This window comes from Ochrobactrum sp. Marseille-Q0166 (assembly GCF_014397025.1).
Classification (GTDB): Bacteria; Pseudomonadota; Alphaproteobacteria; order Rhizobiales; family Rhizobiaceae; genus Brucella.
This window is the reverse complement of the sequence record NZ_JACJUO010000001.1, coordinates 30,587-47,441: the sequence shown is the minus strand read 5'-3', so window position 1 is coordinate 47,441 and position 16,855 is coordinate 30,587. Positions and strand designations below refer to the sequence as shown.

Genomic DNA, 16,855 nt, shown 5'->3' with positions numbered 1-16,855 from the left:
GTTATTGTTATTGTGAGCACATTTTTTTTAAATCACTAACATAAATTAATGACACGATTATTTGGCGATAGCAATATTCACGCCTGAAACTGCCGGATTACGAAGTGAAAATCCCAATAAAGTTGTGTTTTTGTGGCCCTCAATAGAGGTTTGCTTCAAAATAAACATGAGTAACAGGGGAAGTAAATAATGGTCGAAGTTGCAGAGCGTTATGCATGGGAAACACCTGGGAATTTTATTTATGGGGAGGCCAATTGCGTAGATGAGGCTTTAAAAGCTGAAGGCTACACAGCCAGATTGTCTTTGCAGATGGGGTGTCATTTGTTGCTTGTCTGCAAAAGCAATCTGGAGCGCGAGTGCCTCTATAATGGCCTCATCATGAACGGTCTTAAGTTGCCGGTTGTCGGCCAGGCTTCAGTCAATAAAGACGTATCCTTGTCGTCGGCAAGCGTAATCCTGATGCATATTGGTTCCAAACGTTTGGCCGATCCGTTTTTTGCCGAGGAAATTCAGGCAATGATCAAGGCTCTCCCTTTGATTCCCATTGTTTTGCTCGGGGAATGTGAAGAATGGGCTCAAGTGGCGCGTGCCATGGAGATTGGTGCGCGGGGGTATATTCCAACTTCCGTTGATATAAAGGTCTGTGTTGAAGCAATGCATCTGGCTCTGGCTGGCGGTATGTATATCCCAGCCTCCACTTTGATGAGGCCGATCTCGCATCATTTGAATGATGATGTGCTTGGAGAGTTGCTCACCATCCGTGAAGTCGAAGTCGTCCATGCGATGAGGGTTGGTAAATCGAATAAAATTATCGCTTTTGAGCTCGGAATGAGCGAGGGCACTGTCAAGGCGCATGTTCATAATATTATGCGCAAGATTGGTGCCGCGAACAGAACCGAAGTGGTCTGCAAGCTCCACAAGATGTACGGTCAGAGATTTACTGATCAATAGTGTTGTTACCCGTCCCTATGTGTAGGGGCAGATTTTCATCTGCCCCTACCGAATGAGAGTGGGTATCCAAAAGGGTAGGCTCTCATTCTACCTTTGCCGGGAGAAAATGCATAAATCTCCCGCGGATATCATCAGAGAGGGCTGTATCGTCCGTTGTGCCTCGGGGGCGATTGTTCTCGTACAGCAGATTTAAGCCCCAGCTCCATTTAGGGTCGAAGGCTAATGCTGCCGGATGATCCGCCAGACGTTGTGCCATAGGCTGTGCCCGCCGAGCTGCCACCGAGAAACCCGGTGCCGGATTGAGCCATAGCTGCTGACTGACCGGCAGCGCCCGAGGAAAAGTTACCAGTGCCGATCCCGGCACTTGCTCCGAACGGGCCAACGGTCCCGCCGACACCAACGACAGCACCGTTTCCTGTAGCCCAACCTGTTGTCGCTGCCTGACCTGCTGCAGTGGAACCTGCACCAAACACGAAACCTCCGGTAACAGCAGAGCCGGCGCCGCTCGTGCCGCCATAATTGCCACCCCAGTTGATGGTTTGTGCGGCTGCGGGCAAGGCGCTTGCAGCAATCAGTGCTATGGATGCAAAAATGATCTTTTTCATGATTTGACTCCTCCAATTTGAGCAGATGCATGTGCGCACCTGCAGGTGTCGGTACATCGACGATATACCCCGCCGCTCATTGCAGGGACTGAACCCGCCATGAATGAAAGGCTGTATCGGCAAGATGTTTGATCGATTTGTCGCTATCTTTGAGGGAGCACTGGTCCGAGATAAGCGGGCCAGTGCTATTCCCTTCTTGTGCACTCACATGATTGGACGAGAACAGTGCCATGCTCGTCCATTGCCTGAACTGCGCAGGGTGCATCCCTTTGCGCGCAGTTCACTCGCGCTCAGCCCCAATGCTTTTGCCGAATAGGTGCGGTTGCGCCCCGTGACTGCTTGGGCAGCTCTTGTTCGTGGCGCTGCGACTGGAGTGGCAACAGCTTGGCTCTCTTCTGCCGAACTCATAAACAAGGTTTGTCGTGCCGGCCGTGCCGGGGCTGCGGCACGATACGATACAGCCTGTGATGGACAAAACACGCCGGTCGCGTTCAAAGAAGAGCGAACTTCTTTGTTGAGGCAGATCAGATCAAGTGCGGCTCCTCGCTGTCCCATGCCGAGCAGTGCTGCGGCATAAGCACGCCTGTTGCACTCTCGCATTTCATAAGTGCTGCCGAAGCCAAAACCCCAACCGGTGGCACCGACCCCAACGCTCGTTGAGCCCGCGCAGGAATGGACACCTGCTGCAACAAGCCCGGGTGCGAAGGCAGGGACTGTTGTCTTGATCTTATTGGGCGAAGTATTTCCACCGCCGACAGCAATCGCTGTTGCTCCGGCCTGTGCTGACGAGTTTGTGTTATTGTCGACGTTGACAGTTTGAGCGAATGCGCCTCCTCCAAGAAGAAGAATGGCGCCAGATAAGCAAACGATACCCAGTTTAGACATGGCAAACCCCTTCAATTTGCTGAATTTTCTATTTATTTGCAAGGAGGAGTATGATTTTTTATTTTAATAGTTTGAATATTGTATTTTTATTGAATTTTCTAAATTAAGTTTATCCGGTTTATTATTGTTAATCTGGATTTGTGACTATCATCCATCTTATGTATGAAGAATATTTACCTTTGATCGAGACGTAAGCGAAAGTTTATGAATGGACGACAAAGGGAAATGCGTTCGAATAATATCGGCTGATTTTTCGGGTGGCAAAAGAGGCAGCCTCTGCCTGTTTTGTCATCAAGTGGTTGCTTTCTCTTGCAAAACAGAGAAATTACGAAATTGTTATTAGAATAATACTATTGCCGGGAACACAATGCAGCTTACCCCACGTCACAATGCAATTCTGGATATCGCCCGCAGACAGGGGCAGGTTCTGGTGGATGATCTTGCGATCGCTTTCGATGTAACGCCGCAGACGGTGCGCAAGGATCTCAACGACCTATGCAAGGCGCGCTTGTTGCGCCGCATCCATGGCGGGGCGCTCTATCCGTCTGGTGTCGAGAATATGGAATATGAGGCGCGCCGACGGATTGCTGCGCATGAGAAGGAACTGATCGGACGTGCTGCGGCTGAAATCATCCCCGACGGTGCATCGCTGTTCATCAATATCGGCACGACGACCGAAGCCGTTAGTCACGCCCTCATCGACCATAACAATCTGATGGTCATCACCAACAATATCAATGTAGCCAATACACTGCGTGTCTATCCCGAGATTGAAGTCATCATTGCTGGCGGTGTCGTGCGTGCATCTGATGGCGGTATTGTGGGTGAGGCAGCCGTAGATTTTATCCGGCAGTTCAAGGTCGATTATGCAATCATTGGTGCATCCGCAATGGATGAAGATGGTGCTCTGCTCGACTTCGATTTCCGCGAAGTGAAGGTTGCACAGGCAATCATCACCAATGCGCGCCACGTTATTCTGGTGAGCGACTCGACCAAGCTGGAACGCACCGCTCCTGTGCGTCTTGGCCATATATCTCAGGTGAACACCTTCATCACAGATCGCTGTCCATCGCAGCAACTGCGCGATTTATGCCACAAAAATGAAGTTGCGCTGATTGAAACTGTTCCTGAACGGAATGCCAAAGAGAAAGAATCGTAGTTTCGTTTCATTTTCGTTTTGCTTTCGTATTAAATAAATTATATTCGTTTTGGTGGTTGGAGACGATCTTCAGGGTTCACCATGGCGCAGCATAAAATATTCGACATTTTCGTAATCGGTGGCGGCATTAATGGCTGCGGCATTGCACGCGACGCGGTTGGTCGCGGCTTTTCTGTCGGTCTTGCCGAGATGAACGATCTTGCCAGTGGTACCTCGTCGCGTGCCACCAAACTCATTCATGGTGGCCTGCGCTATCTGGAGCATTATGAGTTCCGCTTGGTGCGCGAAGCGCTGATGGAGCGTGAAGTGCTCTGGGCCAATGCACCGCATTTGATCCACCCGATGCGTTTTGTGTTGCCTTATCACAAGGGCGGTGTTCGTCCGGCCTGGCTTTTGCGCCTTGGCCTGTTCCTTTACGATCATCTCGGAGGCCGCAAGAAACTGCCAGCCACGCGCACGCTTGATATGCGCACAGATCCTTCGAGTGCACCGCTGAAGCCGCTTTTCACCAAGGCTTTCGAATATTCGGATTGCTGGGTGGATGATGCGCGCTTTACAGCGTTGACGGCACGCGATGCGGCGGATCGTGGTGCGATGATCCGTACGCGGACCAAAGTTGTCTCCGCCCGCCGTGATCATGAAGCATGGACGGTAACGCTCGAAAACATTGATACAGGATCGCGCGAAGAATTTCGTTCGCGTCTGTTGGTCAATGCAGCCGGTCCCTGGGCTGATAAGGTGCTGGAAGGTTTCGAAGGTGATCGGCAGCTGCACAATGTGCGTCTGGTGCAGGGCAGCCACATCGTGGTGCGCAAAAAGTTCTCCGATCCGCGTTCCTATTTCTTCCAGAACAATGACGGCCGCATTATCTTCGCCATTCCTTATGAAGATGATTTCACGCTGATCGGCACCACAGATCAGGATTACAAAGGCGATCCGGCGAAAGTTGCGATCAGCGACGAGGAAACCGAATATCTCTGCGCTGCGGCGAGCGAGTATTTCCGCGAACCGGTCCGCAGAGAGGATATTGTCTGGACCTATTCGGGCGTGCGTCCGCTTTATGATGATGGGGCAAGCAAGGCACAGGAAGCAACCCGCGATTACGTGTTGAAGGATGATGCGCCGCAGGGCGCTGCACCGCTCATCAATGTGTTCGGCGGCAAGCTGACCACCGCACGCAGGCTGGCAGAGCATATGCTGGAAAAGATCGAGCACTATCTTGGCAAGAAAGGTGCGCCGTGGACACATGCTGCGTCTCTGCCGGGTGGTGATTTTGAGGCAACGGCTTTCGAGCGGGAACTGGAAAAGCTGAAAGCAGATTATCCATTCTTGTCACCCATCCATGCCCGCCGCCTTTTCAAACTCTATGGAACACGCGCACGCGTGTTGCTTGGTAAATCACAATCCTTGGAAGAGCTTGGACAGCATCTGGGTGCCGATCTTTACGAGGCTGAAGTGCGTTATCTCATGGAGTATGAATGGGCACATACGGCAGAAGATATTCTCTGGCGCCGTACCAAGCTTGGCCTTCGCATGAATGCAATGGAAGTGGCAGCGCTTGAGACTTTGGTCGAACCTGCCGGGGTCTTGTAACGCTTCGCTTGCAACCTGTCTTATAAAAAGTCATTATCCGACCAGAGCATAATCCGACCGGATGAAGCGAGGATCGATAAGATTATGCTTGAAGTAAAAAGAGTTAGAGCGCTGATCTGATGAAATCATTTCGAAATGCGCTCTAATAGGCGGTTTCCAGCCTTTCTGGGAGGAAAACATGGGCGTGCCGCAGGACAGAATTCATGCCGAGCGTATTCAATCTGCGATAGATACAGGCGGCGCAGCGCGTTCGGCGCTGGTTGCCTCGTGGCGACGGTCTTCCCGCCTCTATGGGCTTGATCCTGCAGAAGTGGGGTCTGTTCAAACGCTTTCTGATCATGAGTTACGCACGGCACGTCAGCGCATGGAACGTGTCATCAGCATTGCTCAAGCCAGCATGGACCGGCTTTATATGGCGGTGGGTGGCGTCGGATGTTGCGTACTTCTGGCAGACAGTGATGGCGTGCCTGTTGAGCGTCGCGGTGCTGCCGGCGATGACGATACATTCTACGACTGGGGATTGTGGACGGGTGCCGTCTGGAGCGAAGCGGTCGAAGGCACCAATGGTATCGGCACCTGCCTTGCCGAACAGCGTGCTCTGACCATCCATCGTGACCAGCATTTTCACACACGCAATATCGGGCTTTCCTGCACCGTCGCGCCCATTCATGACCATCAGGGAAGACTGATGGCGGCGCTTGATGTTTCATCCTGCCGCAGTGATCTCACGGAAGCATTCGTGCAATTGATTTCGGTTGCTGTCATTGACGCCGCACGGCGGATTGAGGCTGAAAATTTTCGGCAGGCATTTCCCGATGCGCGCATCGTGCTGGCCCCAAGTGCTGATCGCACCGGCGGTGCACTGATTGCGGTTGATAAGGATGATCTTGTGATCGGCGCGACCCGCGCGGCTCGTCTCTCTCTTGATCTGACCGATGATTCCCTTGCAACAGCATTGCCTGCGGCTGATCTTCTTGGCTGGAATGCTGATCCGCGTGAGGATATGGCAGAGTCTGAACGAAGCGTCATTCTCCGCGCCATAGCACGCGCTGAAGGCAATGTTTCGTCTGCTGCCAAACTTCTCGGCATCAGCCGGGCCACGCTTCATCGCAAGCTCAATCGCCTTAAAATCACTCGCCCGAATTAGTTTTTCAAATGTGTCTCATTATTGAGACACATTGATGCAGCATATTATCGAGCGCTGGATGACTCCTCCCAAGAGCCGCGCCACATTGTGTCTGAAACGCCGTAGGAGCGGCGTTGAATTTCGGGAGGAATACCATGAACAAGGTTGAATTTCATCGCTCCGCCAAGCCGGAGTTTGCCAAACGTTATGGCAATTTTATCGGCGGCAAATGGGTGGAACCCAAGTCGGGCCGCTATTTCGAAAACACATCGCCGGTCAATGGTCAGGTGCTCTGCGAGGTCGCCCGTTCCGATGCAGCGGATGTCGATGCAGCGCTTGACGCGGCTCATGCTGCGAAAGAGGCCTGGGGCAAGACCAGCCCGGCTGAACGCGCTGTAATCCTCAACAAGATCGCAGATCGGATCGAAGCAAACTTGCCAAAGCTTGCGGCGGCAGAAACATGGGACAATGGCAAGCCGATCCGCGAAACCACCAATGCCGACCTGCCGCTGGCAATCGACCATTTCCGCTATTTTGCTGGCGCAATCCGTGCGCAGGAAGGCGGCATTTCTGAAATCGATCACGATACCGTTGCCTATCATTTCCACGAGCCGCTCGGCGTGGTTGGTCAGATTATTCCATGGAATTTTCCGCTGCTGATGGCGGTGTGGAAGCTTGCACCAGCCCTTGCGGCGGGTAACTGTGTGGTGCTGAAGCCTGCTGAACAGACACCTGCTTCCATCCTCGTTCTGATGGAAGTCATTGGCGATCTTCTGCCTGCAGGCGTTTTGAACGTGGTCAACGGCTTTGGTCTCGAAGCTGGCAAGCCGCTGGCATCAAGCCCGCGCATTGCCAAGATCGCCTTTACCGGTGAAACGACGACCGGTCGTCTCATCATGCAATATGCCAGCCAGAACCTTATTCCGGTCACGCTGGAACTGGGCGGCAAATCGCCAAATATCTTTTTCTCCGACGTTGCTGACCACGATGACGACTATTTTGACAAGGCCATCGAGGGCTTTGTCATGTTTGCGTTCAATCAGGGTGAAGTTTGTACTTGTCCGAGCCGCGCACTGATCCATGAAAAGATCTATGACAAGTTCATGGAGCGTGCCTTGAAACGGGTTGAAGCGATCATTCAGGGTGACCCGCTTGATCCGTCGACAATGGTTGGTGCGCAGGCTTCCGGCGAACAGCTCGAAAAAATCTTGAGCTATATCGATATCGGCAAGCAGGAAGGTGCAGAAGTTCTCACAGGCGGGGCACGCAACGAACTGGCAGGGGATCTTGCCGGTGGCTATTACGTCAAGCCTACCGTGTTCAAGGGGACCAACAAGATGCGGATTTTCCAGGAGGAAATCTTCGGTCCTGTTGTGTCGGTCACTACCTTTAAAGATGATGCCGAAGCGCTCGCGATTGCCAATGATACGCTTTACGGTCTTGGTGCGGGCGTCTGGACGCGTGACGGAACACGCGCCTATCGCTTTGGTCGTGCCATTCAGGCTGGTCGCGTCTGGACCAACTGCTATCACGCCTATCCGGCCCATGCGGCATTCGGCGGTTACAAGCAGTCGGGTATCGGTCGCGAAAACCACCTCAAGATGCTCGACCATTACCAGCAGACAAAGAATATGCTGGTCAGCTACAGCCCGAAGAAGCTTGGCTTCTTCTAAAAAGAGAAAGCGGCCTGTTGCCCTCGAGCTTCGGGCCGCTAGTTCACTTTCCACGGCGGCTTCAGATTTGATCTGGATGAGGCCGCTTTCCCGCCCTGTTTCCTCCCAGGAAAGGGTCGGGTCGGCAGGACGTTATGCTTGCCAATCCGACCCATGACAGCGCATCCGAAAACTACAAAACGATTTTCGGTAACTGCGCGCGACAAACAGAAGGATGTTTTCGTAATGGCTAAGACAATGAAAGCTGCCGTGGTTCGCGAATTCGGCAAGCCACTGACCATTGATGAAGTGCCGATTCCGGTTCCGGGCGATGGCCAGATTCAGGTGGCAATTCACGCGTCCGGTGTCTGCCATACTGATCTTCATGCTGCCGAAGGCGACTGGCCGGTAAAGCCAAACCCGCCTTTTATTCCGGGTCATGAAGGCGTTGGCTTTGTGTCTGCGGTTGGTAAAGGCGTAAAGCATGTGAAGGAAGGCGATCGCGTCGGCATTCCATGGCTCTACACAGCTTGTGGTCATTGCGTGCATTGCCTTGGCGGCTGGGAAACGCTTTGCGAAGAGCAGCTTAATACGGGCTATTCTGTAAATGGTGGCTTTGCAGATTATGTTGTCGCCGATCCGAATTTCGTCGGTCATCTTCCGAAAAATGTTGAGTTCAACGAAATTGCACCGATCCTTTGCGCAGGTGTGACGGTTTATAAGGGCCTCAAAGTCACAGATACCAAGCCGGGCGATTGGGTTGTCATTTCCGGTATTGGCGGTCTTGGCCATATGGCGGTGCAATATGCCAAGGCCATGGGCCTCAATGTGGCTGCCGTCGATATTGATGACAAGAAACTCGATCTCGCCCGCAAGCTTGGTGCGACAGTTACGGTCAATGCCAAGACGCATAATGATCCGGCAGCCTATATCAAGAAGGAAACCGATGGCGGCGCGCAGGGCGTGCTTGTCACGGCTGTTTCACCAAAGGCTTTTGAACAGGCGATCGGTATGGCGGCACGCGGCGGTACGATTGCGCTCAATGGTCTGCCTGCTGGCGAATTTCCGCTGTCGATCTTCAATATGGTGCTGAACGGCGTCACAGTGCGCGGTTCCATCGTCGGCACGCGTCTTGATTTGCAGGAATCGCTGGACTTCGCAGCCGACGGCAAGGTCAAGGCAACGATCCGCACCGACAAGATCGACAATATCAATTCGATCTTTGATGAAATGCGCGCGGGCCAGATCGAAGGCCGCGTCGTGATGGACCTGACGCAGTAATGCTGCGATAATAAAACATGTCTCCCAAAAGTGGGAACACGTTTTGGGAGACATGCGCATATACAAAGAATTAAAGTCGCCGTAGTGATGCGGCGGCTGTTGCCATGGGAGGAGAAACCATGCCGCAAGTCGCGCAACAAGAGCAGGTCACGGCAACTGATGCCGCCTTGGAGCTGATCGCTGAATTGCAGGCTGAATACGGCCCGATCATGTTTCACCAGTCTGGCGGCTGCTGCGATGGTTCATCACCCATGTGCTATCCGCAGGGCGACCTGCTGCTGTCTGATGCGGATGTAAAGCTGGGTGAAATCGGCGGCGCACCGTTCTACATCAGCGGTTCTCAATATGAGGCCTGGAAGCATACTGAACTGATCATTGATGTCGTGCCGGGGCGCGGCGGTATGTTCTCGCTCGATAATGGCCGCGAAAAGCGCTTTCTCACCCGCTCCAGGATATGTTCGATTTAACTCTTTGCGTTAAACAGCAAAGCAGCTAGTAAATTACGCATATCACTGGGGAGAGAGTGCTTAACGGCCATGGCCGCATCCAATAAGAGAGCGACGATCCATGATGTGGCGCGTCTGGCAGGCGTGTCGATCAAGACAGTTTCACGCGTTTATAATGACGAACCGAATGTCCGCGATACGATCCGAGAAAAGGTGAAGGAGGCGGGTGCTGAATTACGCTATCGTCCCAATGCTGCGGCGCGCAATCTGGTTGAGCGGCGCTCGCATCTCATAGGGCTATTCTTTGAAAATCCCAGCCAGAGTTATGTCACCGAATTGCAGATCGGCGCCTTGGACCGTTTGCGTGGCACGCGCTACCGGCTTTTGATATTCCCGGTTGAGAACCGCGCAGATATTCGCGGCTCGCTCATTGAGACTGCTCACGCGTCCGGTCTTGATGGGATTATTGTGACACCGCCCATGTCGGACGATCCTGAAATTTTGCAGGAGCTGATTGCATCGGCAATGCCCTTCACCCGTGTTGCGGGCGATTTTGGCGTGCATCCTACAGACAGCATTGCGATTGATGATGAGAAGGCGGCCTGCGATCTCATGCAGTATCTACTGGATCTGGGTCACAGGAAGATTGCAATCATCATTGGCGATCCGACGCATCGCTCGGCGCAGTTGCGCGTTGAGGGCTATCGCAAGATGCTGGATCAGGCAGGCATTCCGCACAATTCTGCTTATGAGGCAGAAGGTGGTTTCAGCTTTGCAGGCGGGCTGAAAGCAGGGCGGAAGCTCTTATCGCTCCAAGACAGGCCGACGGCTATTTTTGCTTCCAATGACGATATGGCGGCGGCGGTTCTTCAGATTGCCTATGATTATAAGATCGCCGTGCCTGACAATTTGACAATCGTAGGTTTCGATGACAGTGCGATTTCGCGCATGGTTTCGCCGCAGATTACTACCGTGCATCAACCGATCCGCGAAATGACCTATGATGCGGTGGATATGTTGCTCAGCCAGATTGAAACTGGCGAAGCATCACCTTCGCGGCAGATCGATTACAAGCTGATTATCCGGCAATCATCAGCCAAAGCTTCTGGATAAAAGTGGGCCGGTTTCCCGGCCCACTCTATTTATGGCAATTCCAGACCTTTGGTCAGTTCCAGTGCCTGCCGCTCAAACAGGCGGCGATAGATGCCGCCGGGCTTGCGGATAAGTGCATCATGGTCGCCTTCTTCAAGGATTTCCCCCTTGTCGAACACCAGCAGGCGGTCAAGCGCCCGAACCGTCGAAAGCCGGTGTGCGATGACAAGCGTGGTCCGACCGATCATCAGCCGTTCCATTGCCTGTTGGATCAGCACTTCCGATTCTGAATCAAGGCTCGATGTTGCCTCGTCCAGAATAAGGATTGGATCATCAGCCAGAAACGCACGCGCAATTGCCACACGCTGACGTTCACCACCCGAAAGCTTCACACCTCGCTCGCCGACAAGCGTTGCATAGCCCTTTGGTAGACGCATGATAAAGTCATGCGCACTGGCAAGCATGGCTGCATGTTCGATTTCGGCCTGCGTCGCACCGGGGCGGGCATAGGCGATATTTTCGGCCAGTGTCCGGTGAAACAGGATAGGTTCCTGCTGCACGATAGCAATTTGCGATCGGAGCGACGCCTGTGTGACATCGGCAATGTTCTGTCCGTCGATCCTGATGGCACCGCCACTCACATCATAGAGACGCTGGATAAGCTTGACGAAGGTCGTCTTGCCCGACCCCGAGTGACCAACCAGACCAACCCGTTCGCCCGCTTCGATCTTGACCGAAAAGTCGCGATAGAGCGCTGCATCATGATTACCGTAATGGAAGGTGACATTATCAAACGTGATCTCACCGTTTTCGATTCTAATCGTGCCTGCACCCGGCCTGTCGGCAATGCCATAAGGTTCGGCTTCGATCTGAACCAGCTCTTCCATGTCGTTGACCGAACGCTGCAGATTGCGGATATGCATACCCACATCACGCAGATATCCCTGCAACATGAAGAACGCGGTCAGAACGAAGGTGATATCACCCGCCGTTGCTCGTCCCTGGCTCCAGAGATAGAGCGCAAAGCCAATCACCACACCGCGCATGAGGAGCAGGTTTGCACCCTGAATGAAGCCGTTCAGCGTTCCGATCAACCATGTGCGGCGTGTGCGCGAGCGCCACTTGGTGACGACGCGTGCAAGACGCCCATCTTCACGCGCTTCAGCACCGAATGCCTTGACAACTGCGTTGCACGAAATGGCATCGGCCAAAGCGCCGCCCATACGAGTGTCCCAACTGTTGGCAAGCGTTGCCGCAGGCGCAACAAAGCCGAGCGAAATCACAATCGTGCAGACGATGAAAAGCACCGAGCCGATGGCAACCAACAGGCCCATCATCGGCCAGTACCATGCGAGAAGTGCAACCGAGCCGAGCAACATGAGGATAGACGGCAATAACGCAATCAGCAACGTGTCATTGAGCAGATCAAGCGCCCACATGCCGCGCGAGACCTTCCGCACTGTTGATCCGGCAAAGGCATTGGCGTGCCAGTCGGTCGAAAAGCGTTGCAGCTTGTGAAACGCGCTGGCTGCCATGTCGCTCATGATCTTCAGTGTGAAGTCCGTGATGACATAAAATGTCAGCTGACGCGTGATAAGCGCCAGTGCTCCCAGTGCAAGCAGAATGATCAGCGCATGAATGGCTGCATCCCATGCGCCATCCTGACCGATCGAAAGCGCATCGACCAGTTTTCCTGAATAGAGTGGGGTGAGGACGTCTGCGGCCGTTGCAAGCAGCATGCTGATAATGATCAGCGTCAGCCGCAGAGGCTGACTTCGCCAATGGCTGAAGGTGTAGCCGAGGACTTTGCGGAAAGCAGGCCCCCGGAAATTGATACGAAACCGAGTCATATGAATAATACCAGCCCACACAAGTGCGGATTCTGGTTCCTGTAAAAGCATTTCCAGCAAAGGTGCGATGCGGGTGGCGTCGGCCATGCGTGAAAACGAAGACAAAACAAACAGCAGTTGATAGCTGCGGCAAATTTGGAAGTGTTTTAGAAATGTGCCCTTTGTGGAGGACAGTGAGGCCTTAGCCTCTATTGCGGGCCAAGGACTTAAATCTTGGAAGCGCCCGCATTAACACCGGGCACCGACGGAAATGGATAGGATCGCATCTCATACCTCTTGCCAGTGTTTCAGATGGATGCACAATAAATAAGCAAATCTATTTGCCAAGTCGTAAGTTCAGAAATTTGTTTGTAAGACAGTGGGTGTGACAAAAATGCTGTCTTACAGCTTTTTGGGCCATGCTGCGAGCTTGCGCGCAAAATGCGCGATTGTTGCGTGTAAAACCATGGTGAAAGCGGCCAGCACAAACAGGCTTGCAAACATCAGATCGACCTTGGCGCGGCCATTGGCGAGCAGCATCAGATAGCCAAGCCCTTTTGATGCGCCCACCCATTCACCCACCACAGCACCAATGGGGGCATAGACGGCAGCTAAGCTTAAACCCGAGGCGAGTGACGGGAAAGCTGCGGGAATGCGCACGCGGAACAGAATTTGCAGGCGTTTGGCACCGAGATTTTCGGCAGCATTGATCAGTGTCTGGTCGGTGCGCTGCATTCCATCAAGGAAAGTGGAAGCGACTGGAAAGAAGATCATCAAAATGGTGACAGCGATTTTTGATGCCGGTCCATAGCCGAGCCAGAGTGTGAGGATCGGGGCCAGTGCAAAGATCGGGATCGCTTGAGAGAATACCATCACGGGCATGACCAGCCGCTGCGCAAGCGGCGACATCATCAGCCCGATGGCTGTGAGAACGCCAATGGCAGAGCCGAGAAACAGCCCGCCCAGCACTTCGCCAAAGGTCACGACTGCATTATCGGCGATCAACTGTGCATTGGTGATGAGCGATTGCATGACGTCGAGCGGGCCGGGAAGGATAAAGCGCGGCATCTGCCAGATGCTGACCACGGCTTGCCACAGTATCAGCACAGCAAACGCCGACAGAAACCCGTCGGCGATGCGCTTTGTGCGAGAACGAGAAGGGGGCCTCGTCATGCTCCTTTGAGACCCATGCTCCAGAAGTTTGCTTCAAGCCTGCTCGCCGTTGCAAAAATCTGACAGAGCTTTGGCCAGCGTGGACTGCTCTCGAAATCCGGGCCGAGGCGGTTCATCGCGGCTTGATCAAAAAGCTTGCCGACCTTGTGGCATATCTCCTGATAATCAGCCCCCGCATAGGCGTCGATCCACTCCTGATAGGGAGTTCCGGCTTTGGCCGAGGCTGCAAGATTGACACCGATCTCGCCATAGCCATGCGCACAGGGAACAAGTGCGGTCAAAAGGTCGAGGAAATCGCCTGCCTGCCCGCAATCGAGCACATAACGCGTGTAGGCGAGGTTTTCCGGTTCTTCGCGCGTGTTGTAAAGATCATCTTCGCTAATCCCTTCGCGTGCGCAGATGCCGACATGCAGCGGCAGCTCGGTGACAGTCAGCCCATGCATGATTTCGGCACAAAGCCGCGTTTCCTCAAGGCTTCCTGCTTTGACAACACCAAGTGCAAAGGCGCGGGCGTAGTGGTGCAGATACACATAATCCTGCCTGAGATAATGCAGGAACGCCGATTTTGGCAGCGTCCCATCCCCAAGCCTATGCACAAATTCATGATCGATATAGGACTTCCAGTCATCAAGCGTTGCTGCTCGCAGGCGGCTGAAAAGGACAGATGAATAATGCGGTTGAGTGGTCGTCACGACTTGTCTCCTTTCGCATTCACATCAATTGCAAATTTCTCGACAGGCAGGATCGAAGGTACGAGACCATTTTCCTTGAGATAGGTCTCATAGCGGCTCCAGCGTCCGTAATCGAGGCTTGCAGGCGAGCGTGAAAACCGGGCAACCGTGTCTTTCCATGCGCGCTGGTTAAGCTCATCTTTGAGTTCCGAACTATAAGATGCAAAAACGTCGTAGCTCTCGACAGGATGATTGACGATAAATTGCGCGGCCTTTTCTGTCGCTGCGAGGAAACGAGAGATTCGCTCTTTTTCCGCAGCATCGAGTTTGTTTGCATTGGCGACATAGACCAGCTCGTCATAGACCGGCACACCTTCCTCCTCGACGAAGAAACATTTGCCAGCCACTCCTTCAACCGCCATCTGATTGAGTTCAATATTGCGGTAGGCACCCATCACGGCGTCAACCTGCTTGGACATCAGCGAGGGTGCGAGGGAGAAATTCACATTGATGAACTCAACCTCGGAAAGCGGAACATTGTGTTTTTTGAGAATGGAGTCGAGCAAAACCTCCTCAACGCCAGCAACCGAAAAGCCGATCTTCTTGCCTTTGAGATCGGCAATTGAATTGACCGAACCATCGTCACGCACCATAAGGCAGTTGAGCGGGGAGTCGACCAGAGTGCCAACGCGGATCAGCGGAATATCCGCATGAACGTCGAGGTGCACCTGCTGCTGATAGGAAATTGCCAGATCGGCCTGTCCCGCGGCTACCATTTTTGGTGGCACGGATGCGTCCGCAGGTGCAATGATTTCCACATCGAGACCAGCATCCTTGAAGTAACCGAGCTTGTCGGCCACGATAATCGGGCCATGGTCAGGGTTTACATACCAGTCGAGTATGAGTTTGAATTTATCATTTGCATATGCTGCCTGAGCCGACATCAGGGCAAACGAAGCCGTGGCGCTGAAAAGCGCAGCAAAAATCAGTTTTTTCAATGTTTCCTCCTGAAACTAAATTACATAGGCACGCGTCATGTCGATCCATTGGCGCACGCGGCCTTCGGGATCGGGGTTGAGAGTGATGTCAGTGACAACCGAAACAATGTCGGCTCCTGCTTTAAAGACGTCCGGCGCTCGCTCCACATTCATGCCGCCAATGCCAACGAGCGGAATATCGCCAAGGGCGGCTTTCCATTGGCTGACGCGGTCCAGTCCCTGTTCATGCCATTTCATCTTTTTGAGAATGGTCGGATAGACAGGGCCGAGCGCGATATAGGCTGGCTTTAGAGCTAACGCGCGATCAAGTTCGGCTTCGTCGTGGCTGGACACACCGAGCTTGACGCCGCTCGCCCGGATCGCATCAAGATCAGCATCATCAAGGTCTTCCTGACCGAGATGTATGAAATCGCAGCCTTCCTCAATCGCCAGTTTCCAGTAGTCATTGACGATGAGCTGACACTCATGTCGGGCGCAGATTTCGCGGGCTGCACGGATTTCAGTGCGTAATTCGGTGGCGCTCTTATCCTTGATGCGCAGCTGCACAAGTTTGATGCCAAGCGGCACCATGCGCTCGCACCAGTTTGCGCTGTCAAAGATCGGATAGAACGGATCAAGGGCCATTACACAAATGCCTTTCCGAGCAAAGGAGTGGATGGCGCCGCCATGTCGCGGGCTTCAATCGGGTCCGCTTCATAGGCGATCCGACCGGCGTCAACAGCGAGCGCAAAAGCACGGGCGATTGCTGACGGATCACCCGCCTTGGCGATGGCGGTGTTGATTAATACGGCATCAAAGCCAAGCTCCATGGCGGTTGCAGCATGCGATGGCACGCCAATGCCAGCATCAACCACCAGAGGAATGTCGGGGAAATGTGCGCGCATGGTTTTAAGCGCATAAGGATTGTTGAGGCCGCGACCCGAGCCAATTGGCGCACCCCAAGGCATCAACACCTTGCAGCCTGCTTCGAGCAGCTTTTCTGCAACCACCAGATCGTCATTCATATAGGGAAAGACGTCAAAGCCTTCATTGCAGAGAATACGGGCTGCTTCGACCAGCCCGAAAGGATCGGGTTGTAATGTGTCGTGATCGCCGATGACTTCAAGTTTGATCCAGTTGGTGCCAAAAACTTCGCGCGCCATTTTTGCCGTTGTGACCGCTTCGCGTGCGGTATGGCAGCCGGCAGTATTGGGCAGAACCGATACCCCCAAATCCTTGATGAGGGTCCAGAAGTCCTGGCCAGCACGCATGTTTCCGCTCTCGCGCCTAAGCGAAACTGTCACAATTTCCGTCTTTGATGCGCGAACGCTGTCGGCAAGAATAGAGGGTGATGGATATTGCGCTGTGCCCAATAACAGGCGGCTTTCAAATGATTTTCCATAAAATTCCAGCAT

16 protein-coding genes are annotated in these 16,855 nt (G+C 53.4%); 8 read left to right on the top strand and 8 right to left on the bottom strand.

Going from position 1 to position 16,855, the window contains the following annotated elements:
- The first annotated feature begins 309 nt into the window (after window positions 1-309).
- Entirely contained in the window at window positions 310-951 is a 642-nt protein-coding gene (locus H5024_RS00215) for a response regulator transcription factor (protein ID WP_187546459.1), read from the top strand.
- 206 nt (window positions 952-1,157) lie between these two features.
- Here H5024_RS00215 and H5024_RS00210 read toward each other — a convergent pair whose 3' ends face one another.
- A complete protein-coding gene (locus H5024_RS00210; protein WP_187543437.1) occupies window positions 1,158-1,556 on the bottom strand; it encodes a hypothetical protein in 399 nt (132 codons plus the stop codon).
- Between the two features lie 204 nt (window positions 1,557-1,760).
- Window positions 1,761-2,441 (bottom strand): hypothetical protein, encoded by a 681-nt coding sequence (locus tag H5024_RS00205; RefSeq protein ID WP_187543436.1) that lies wholly within the window; start codon window positions 2,439-2,441, stop codon window positions 1,761-1,763.
- A gap of 367 nt (window positions 2,442-2,808) precedes the next feature.
- Between H5024_RS00205 and H5024_RS00200 the strand changes: the two genes are divergently transcribed.
- The 7 genes from H5024_RS00200 to H5024_RS00170 all read left to right on the top strand — a co-directional run bounded on the left by H5024_RS00200 (window position 2,809) and on the right by H5024_RS00170 (window position 10,811).
- Window positions 2,809-3,600 carry a DeoR/GlpR family DNA-binding transcription regulator gene (locus H5024_RS00200; RefSeq protein WP_187543435.1) on the top strand — a complete coding sequence of 264 codons (792 nt, stop codon included), beginning with the start codon at window positions 2,809-2,811 and terminating at the stop codon, window positions 3,598-3,600.
- 81 nt (window positions 3,601-3,681) lie between these two features.
- The gene (gene glpD, locus H5024_RS00195) at window positions 3,682-5,193 is read left to right on the top strand and encodes a glycerol-3-phosphate dehydrogenase (protein WP_187543434.1); all 1,512 of its coding nucleotides are present in this window, start codon (window positions 3,682-3,684) and stop codon (window positions 5,191-5,193) included.
- A 178-nt stretch (window positions 5,194-5,371) separates the two neighbouring features.
- On the top strand, window positions 5,372-6,340 hold the full coding sequence (locus H5024_RS00190; protein WP_187543433.1) for a GAF domain-containing protein: 969 nt from the start codon (window positions 5,372-5,374) through the stop codon (window positions 6,338-6,340).
- A 134-nt stretch (window positions 6,341-6,474) separates the two neighbouring features.
- On the top strand, window positions 6,475-7,992 hold the full coding sequence (adh, locus tag H5024_RS00185) for an aldehyde dehydrogenase (protein WP_187543432.1): 1,518 nt from the start codon (window positions 6,475-6,477) through the stop codon (window positions 7,990-7,992).
- 225 nt (window positions 7,993-8,217) lie between these two features.
- Complete coding sequence (gene adhP / locus H5024_RS00180; protein ID WP_187543431.1) at window positions 8,218-9,252, top strand: alcohol dehydrogenase AdhP; 1,035 nt, start codon at window positions 8,218-8,220, stop codon at window positions 9,250-9,252.
- 119 nt (window positions 9,253-9,371) lie between these two features.
- Window positions 9,372-9,719 (top strand): DUF779 domain-containing protein, encoded by a 348-nt coding sequence (locus tag H5024_RS00175; protein ID WP_187543430.1) that lies wholly within the window; start codon window positions 9,372-9,374, stop codon window positions 9,717-9,719.
- A 69-nt stretch (window positions 9,720-9,788) separates the two neighbouring features.
- Complete coding sequence (locus H5024_RS00170) at window positions 9,789-10,811, top strand: LacI family DNA-binding transcriptional regulator (protein WP_187543429.1); 1,023 nt, start codon at window positions 9,789-9,791, stop codon at window positions 10,809-10,811.
- A 29-nt stretch (window positions 10,812-10,840) separates the two neighbouring features.
- Here H5024_RS00170 and H5024_RS00165 read toward each other — a convergent pair whose 3' ends face one another.
- The 6 genes from H5024_RS00165 to H5024_RS00140 all read right to left on the bottom strand — a co-directional run bounded on the left by H5024_RS00165 (window position 10,841) and on the right by H5024_RS00140 (window position 16,855).
- Complete coding sequence (locus H5024_RS00165; RefSeq protein ID WP_187546457.1) at window positions 10,841-12,640, bottom strand: ABC transporter ATP-binding protein; 1,800 nt, start codon at window positions 12,638-12,640, stop codon at window positions 10,841-10,843.
- 381 nt (window positions 12,641-13,021) lie between these two features.
- On the bottom strand, window positions 13,022-13,792 hold the full coding sequence (locus H5024_RS00160; protein ID WP_187543428.1) for an ABC transporter permease: 771 nt from the start codon (window positions 13,790-13,792) through the stop codon (window positions 13,022-13,024).
- Window positions 13,789-14,484 (bottom strand): thiaminase II, encoded by a 696-nt coding sequence (gene tenA / locus H5024_RS00155; protein WP_187543427.1) that lies wholly within the window; start codon window positions 14,482-14,484, stop codon window positions 13,789-13,791. The genes H5024_RS00160 and tenA overlap by 4 nt, the downstream gene beginning before the upstream one ends.
- Complete coding sequence (locus H5024_RS00150; protein WP_187543426.1) at window positions 14,481-15,461, bottom strand: ABC transporter substrate-binding protein; 981 nt, start codon at window positions 15,459-15,461, stop codon at window positions 14,481-14,483. The genes tenA and H5024_RS00150 overlap by 4 nt, the downstream gene beginning before the upstream one ends.
- Window positions 15,462-15,476: 15 nt before the next feature.
- Complete coding sequence (locus H5024_RS00145) at window positions 15,477-16,085, bottom strand: thiamine phosphate synthase (RefSeq protein ID WP_187543425.1); 609 nt, start codon at window positions 16,083-16,085, stop codon at window positions 15,477-15,479.
- Complete coding sequence (locus H5024_RS00140; RefSeq protein ID WP_187543424.1) at window positions 16,085-16,855, bottom strand: thiazole synthase; 771 nt, start codon at window positions 16,853-16,855, stop codon at window positions 16,085-16,087. Before H5024_RS00140 ends, H5024_RS00145 begins: the two co-directional genes overlap by 1 nt.